Annotated in this window: 4 protein-coding genes; 2 read left to right on the forward strand and 2 right to left on the reverse strand. The window is 57.7% G+C overall.

The annotated features are described in order from the left end of the window. Together INT22_RS09310 and INT22_RS09315 are read right to left on the reverse strand one after the other, a co-directional pair. Positions 1-302 (reverse strand): FAD-dependent oxidoreductase (locus INT22_RS09310; protein ID WP_446718940.1); only part of this gene is annotated, 302 nt, incomplete at its 3' end. Further along, complete coding sequence (locus INT22_RS09315) at positions 303-1,658, reverse strand: NAD(P)/FAD-dependent oxidoreductase (protein ID WP_193068117.1); 1,356 nt, start codon at positions 1,656-1,658, stop codon at positions 303-305. It abuts the gene before it with no gap. Positions 1,659-2,417: 759 nt separating this feature from the next. Between INT22_RS09315 and INT22_RS09320 the strand changes: the two genes are divergently transcribed. Both INT22_RS09320 and cobA read left to right on the forward strand, forming a co-directional pair. Further along, positions 2,418-5,171 carry a nitrate reductase gene (locus INT22_RS09320; protein WP_193068118.1) on the forward strand — a complete coding sequence of 918 codons (2,754 nt, stop codon included), beginning with the start codon at positions 2,418-2,420 and terminating at the stop codon, positions 5,169-5,171. After that, on the forward strand, positions 5,131-5,946 hold an 816-nt coding region (cobA, locus tag INT22_RS09325), incomplete at its 3' end, for a uroporphyrinogen-III C-methyltransferase (protein ID WP_193068119.1). The genes INT22_RS09320 and cobA, both read left to right, overlap by 41 nt.

Genomic DNA, 5,946 nt, shown 5'->3' on the forward strand with positions numbered 1-5,946 from the left:
GGGTAACGGCCTTGTTCGGTGACCACCTCTTGTGAGTTGCGGTCGATCTCAATAACGGCTTCGCTTGTGCGCAGTTCAACGCCGCTGGTGGCGTAGTAATCCGCTTCGCAAAGCGCGAGCGAATCGGCATCGCGGCCGCTGAAGTATTCAGAGAGATGTACACGGTCATAAGCGCGATGGCGCTCTTCGCCAAACACGGTGACCTGATAGCGCTCAAGGGCGCCGTTATCGACGAGCTGCTCGACCAGGTGGTGGCCGACCATGCCATTACCAATAATAATAAGCTGCTGTTGGGTAGACATTTAAGCCGCCTCCGACGTTGTAGAAGAAGAGTGTTTTGAAGAAGATTGTTTTGAAGAGAGCTCAGAAGAATCAGGACTGTGTATAGATGCCGCTTCGCGTAGCGCCTCGACATCAGCACCACCAAAGAGTAGGGCTTGGCGGTAAGCGTTGAGATCGGTGCCCGCGAGCGCCTGCTCGAAGTACCAGGGGCCTTGGCTGGTGTCGCCGTAAAGCACCGCGCCTTCTATCTGGCCGTTGCGCAGCAGCAGGCGGCGATAGTCGCCGCGCTCAAGGTCGTGGTAATTCAGTACTTCATGCTCGGCGCTGGCCTCGGTGGGGCCAAAAGCGTAGAGCGCTACACCACTGATTTTGAGTTTGGTGGCGCTGGGGGCATCTGCGTAGCCTTGGGAATGCGTGCCGCACAGCGTCGCGGCGAGCACTTCTACCTGTCGCCAGATCGGCTCCACTAAACCGTAGGTGGTGCCCTCGAATTGGCAGCATTCGCCCAGCGCTGAGATCGTCGGGTCGCTGGTGGTGAGCCATTCGTCCACCACAATCGCTTGATCCGTGCGCAGACCTGCCTGGCGGCCAAGTTCCGCATTAGGGGTAATGCCCGCAGCAACGATCACGCTGGAGGTGTTCAACTGGCGGCCATCGGCGAGATGCACCTTGGTGACCCGGCCCTGGCCATCACTCTCTAGCCGCGCTAGCTGCACGCCAGTGATGATCTGTAAACCGCGCTGAGTGAGAGTGTCTTTAAGCAGGTGGGCGGCAGTTGCATCCAACTGGCGGTTCATCAGCCGCTCGCTGCGCTGGAGCACGCTTACGTTGATGCCGCTGCCGCGTTTACGTAACCCCTCAGCCGCTTCAAGACCCAGTAGGCCACCGCCAATCACCACTGCATCACCACCCTTTTGAGCAATGGCTTCTAGTGATTCGGCATCTTGCAGGTCGCGAAAGCCGTGTACGCCCTCAAGCTCAATACCAGGAATGTCGGGCAGCGCTGGGTGCGACCCGGTGGCGATGACTAAATGATCGTAATCAAGCGATCGGCCGCTATCCGTGGTCAATGTTTGGCTTGCGCGATCAAGCGTCTCGACCTTTTCACCCAGTATCAGCGTGACGCCCTGGTCGGCGTACCACTGGGCATCGCGCAGGGAAAGTGCCTCCTGCTGCATTTCACCGGCCAGCAGTGGCGAAAGCAGAATACGGTTGTAGGCAGGGGTTGGCTCTGCACCAATCACCGTGATTCGCTGGGGGTGTGTGGGCTGTTTTACCAATGCCTCAATTAGGCGGTGGCTTGCCATACCATTGCCAATGATCACCAGATGGACGTTTTGATGATCGTTGGGCGAGCACCGGGAAGTGGTTTCCATGGGGGGCTCCTCTATGTCTTTGCGGCTGCTTGAGCACCAAACAAAAAACGCCCCTGTCTCGCACCTCTTTGCAAAGCATTGCAAAAGCGTACGTAACAGGGGCGTCGTTGCCCGATAGCGTCTTTTTAAACGCGCGACAACCGCCATTGGCTGCCAACTGATTAAAAACCTTACGCTGTCTGAAGCAAAGAGCTGGCCAACTGGCCATCTAGCATGTTTTTTTAAATAACTTCAGCTATTTAGATGTGATTGGTGGAAGGTCGGTGACACGACTCTTCGGATAGGCTGCACGGTGATGGTGCGAAAAGGGCGGTGGCGTGCACTCTCACACACCGTTTAGCGTGTGCAGAGTGTAAAAAAGAACGTCGTGAAATGGTTTTTTATTTTTTAAGTTTTTGTTTTTAAATTATTAAATTTAGATTAATCAGTTTTCGGCTTGGCTTTTGCAGTTTCCAAGGCAATAAGTAAGTTAACAAGCAATAAGCACTCATTGCTAGGCGATGGCAGAGAACAATTCCAAAGCTATTAGAAAAATAACGAGTCGTTAGAAAATGTGTAGCTGTTAGAGATTTGGCAGATGTAAAAGTCTGTAGTGGTAAAAACTAGTTTGCACCGCTGAAGGTGCGCTGTGGCAACGACGTCCAGCCCTCTTCTCTCAATGCGTTTATAAAGCGCATTAGAGAACGGGACTGGGCGTTTTTTTATGCTCGGCATTTATATACGTATATACGGCGTTCAGGCTCGACCCGAGGAGGTGTTATGCGAGGGGCAAAAGCAGGGCAGCAGTCCACAACGACGCAGCAAGCCAAAACCACATGCCCCTACTGCGGCGTTGGCTGTGGCGTGACGGCAACTGTTGAAGCGGGCACGCTGAGCGCTGTCGAGGGCGATCGCGAGCATCCGGCTAACTACGGGCGTCTGTGCGTCAAAGGTTCTGCGCTACATGAAACCTTGGGACAACAGGGGCGGTTGACGCACCCGCGTGTAGATGGGGTTGAAGTCTCCTGGGATACCGCCCTAAGCACCACTGCCGAACGCTTAAACATTCTGCGGGCCGAGTATGGCAACCATAGCGTGGCAGCGTATCTTTCCGGCCAGTTGTTAACTGAGGATTACTACGTTGCCAATAAGCTATTTAAAGGCTTTTTGGGCACGCCCCATTTAGATACTAACTCGCGGTTGTGTATGGCCTCGGCGGTGGTTGGTTACAAGCGCGCCTTCGGCGCGGATGCGGTGCCGTGTAACTACGAAGATTTGGAAGAGGCGGAACTGATCGTGCTGGTGGGGTCCAACTTGGCTTGGAATCATCCGGTGCTCTATCAGCGGATTAAGGTTGCTAAAGAGCGCAATCCGCTGATGCGTTTGGTGGTGATCGACCCACGAGTCACCGATAGCTGTGAAATAGCCGATCTCTATCTGGGGATTAAGCCAGGCAGCGATGCTTACCTGTTTAATGGCCTGCTGGCGTGGATGGCGCAGCGTCGCAAGCTCGATACCCTCTATCTTGAGCGCCACACCGAAGGGGTTGACGATGCCCTGGCGGCGGCTCAGCAAACCGCGGGCTCGGTAGCGGAGGTAGCGGCGGCTTGTGATGTCGACCCCGAGCGCCTGGAAACCTTCTACTACTGGTTCGCCAGTCAACTGCATGTGGTCACGCTTTACTCCCAGGGCGTCAACCAGTCTTCAAGCGGTACCGATAAGTGCAACGCAATTATTAACTGCCACCTGGCTGGCGGCAAAATCGGTTTGCCGGGGGCTGGGCCGTTCTCGATTACTGGCCAGCCCAATGCCATGGGAGGGCGCGAAGTGGGCGGGCTTGCCAACCAGTTAGCCGCGCATATGGATTACCACACCCCAGGCGCCCCGGATTTGGTCAGCCGCTTCTGGGCTACCCACAGCCTTACACCGATCCTGCCGGAAGAGCCTGGTTATAAAGCAGTGGAGCTGTTTGAGGCCATTGAGCGTGGCGAAATAAAAGCGCTGTGGGTGATGGCCACCAATCCCGCCATCAGCCTTCCCGATGCTGCGCGGGTGCGTGCTGCGCTGGAAAAGTGCCCGCTGGTGATTGTTTCCGAGTGCGCTGCCCATACTGACCTGCTGCCTTATGCCGATATCGTGCTGCCTGCCTCGGGGTGGTCGGAAAAAGATGGCACCGTTACTAACTCCGAGCGGCGTATTTCTCGCCAGCGGGGCATGCTGCCGCCACCAGGTGAGGCTCGTCATGACTGGTGGATTCTCTGCGAGGTGGCCAAACGCCTGGGGTTTGCTGAGGCGTTTAACTACGCGCATCCCTGGGAGATTTTCGACGAGCACGCCAAGCTCTCTGGGTTTGAAAACGGTTCGGTGCCTGATAGCCCGCAGCGGTTGTTTGATATCTCAGGCTTAATAGGGTTGGGCCGGGAGGGTTACGACGCCTTAGCACCCATTCAATGGCCGGTCACGAAAGCCACACCCCATGGCACTGCTCGGCTGTTTGAGGATGGCGAATTTGCCACCGCCAATGGTCGCGCCAAGCTGCTGGCGATCAAGCCCCAAGGGCCTGAACAGGCGCTGAGTGCCGCTTACCCGCTGCGGCTGAACACTGGCCGGATTCGTGATCAGTGGCACACCATGACCCGCACCGCTCGTTCACCGCGGTTAATGAATCACCGTGCCGAACCCTTTATGGATGTGCATCCAGAGGATGCCCGCACTGCCGGTGTTATGGATCAAGGGCTGGCGGTGTTAACCGCCGCGAAAGGTGAGTTTCGCGCTCGGGTGCGGGTCTCCAATGCCCAGCGCCGTGGTGAGGTCTTTGTACCCATCCACTGGACTGACTGCTTCACCCAGCAGGCCAGAAGCAGCGTGCTGATCGACAGCATTACAGATCCGCTCTCTGGGCAGCCGGAATCGAAGCACGGCGCCGTAGCGCTGGCGCCGCTTGCTACTGATTGGCAGGCCACCTTATTGGTTGCCGAAGGGGCAGCGCAATCAACACCTTGGTGCACCAGTGCCTACTGGACACGTATTCCCATGCGCGGCTGCCAGCGCTGGCAGCTTGCCAATACGCAGTCGGTTAATGACTGGCTAGCGCAGCTGAAAACGTGGCTGCCCGGCGACGTATCGGTCGTCAGCCAAGACCCCACTAACGGAAGGCTGCGCGCTGCCTGCGTGGAAAACGATCAACTGCGCTGGTGGCTGATGGTTGGCCCGCCCAACGAGTTGCCAGGGTTGGCGTGGCTGGAAGCACGTTTCAACGAGGCGGCGCTGAGCGATACCCACCGTCGCCGCCTATTAGCTGGCTGCGACGACGGCGCCACGGATACCGGCCCGGTGGTGTGCAGCTGCCATCAAGTAGGCCAAACCACCATCGTCAATGCCATCCGTGAGGGCGATATCAGCGTAGAAGCGTTGGGCGCCAGGCTTGCCTGTGGCACCCAGTGCGGTAGCTGTATTCCCGAATTGAAATCACTTATTGAAGAGGAGCGGCCCAATGCCCGCACTAAGCAACCCCTTGCTACTGAAGTGGTTTAACGCCGTTATGCGGTTGTCGCACCGCGCGCTAACGCCGTGGGTCCAGCAGGCTGCAGACATACGTTTGCCACTGCGTGGCGAGTGCCGCGCCGGGCAGGTTTACTTGGTCGGCGCAGGCAGCGGCGATGCAGAACTGTTAACCCTCAAGGCCGCACGCTTGCTTATGCAGGCGGACGCCGTGGTGTATGACCGTTTGGTGGGCGATGACGTGCTGGCGCTGATTCCTAACGGCAGCGAGCGCTACTACGTGGGCAAAGCCCGCGGCCATCACAGCGTACCTCAAGCTGAGATCGGCGAGCTGATGGTCAAACTCGCCCGCGAAGGTAAATCGGTGGTGCGCTTGAAGGGCGGCGACCCGGCGGTATTTGCGCGGATGGGGGAAGAACTGGATGCCCTGGCCGCTGCCGAGATCCACGCTGCCATTGTGCCAGGGATTACCGCGGCCTCTGCCGCCGCGGCCTGCATGGGTATTCCGCTCACTGATCGTGGCCATGCGCAGCAGCTACGCTTTGTGACTGCCCAGCTATGCCGCGAAGACGGCACCCCAGATTGGTCGTCGCTGGCGCGCAAGGATGAAACCCTGGTGTTTTATATGGGCCTTTCAAAAGTGAGTGCAATTTGCCACGGCCTGCGCCAAGCGGGCCTGCCGGATGAGTGGCCGATCATGCTGGTGGCTAATGCCAGTCAGCCCGAGCAGCAGTCGCTGGTGGGCTCGCTTGCGGATATGCCCGAGAGGCTCGCCGCCACACCCTTGCCATCCCCCTGCTTGATTGTG

The sequence above is a fragment of the Halomonas sp. 3D7M genome (assembly GCF_014897885.1).
In the GTDB taxonomy this organism is placed as follows: domain Bacteria; phylum Pseudomonadota; class Gammaproteobacteria; order Pseudomonadales; family Halomonadaceae; genus Vreelandella.

Bases quoted from the DNA above. Each gene is read 5' to 3' on its own strand.
- INT22_RS09320 (WP_193068118.1), top strand. From the start codon at position 2,418: ATGCGAGGGGCAAAAGCAGGGCAGCAGTCCACAACGACGCAGCAAGCC.
- INT22_RS09315 (WP_193068117.1), bottom strand. From the start codon at position 1,658: ATGGAAACCACTTCCCGGTGCTCGCCCAACGATCATCAAAACGTCCAT.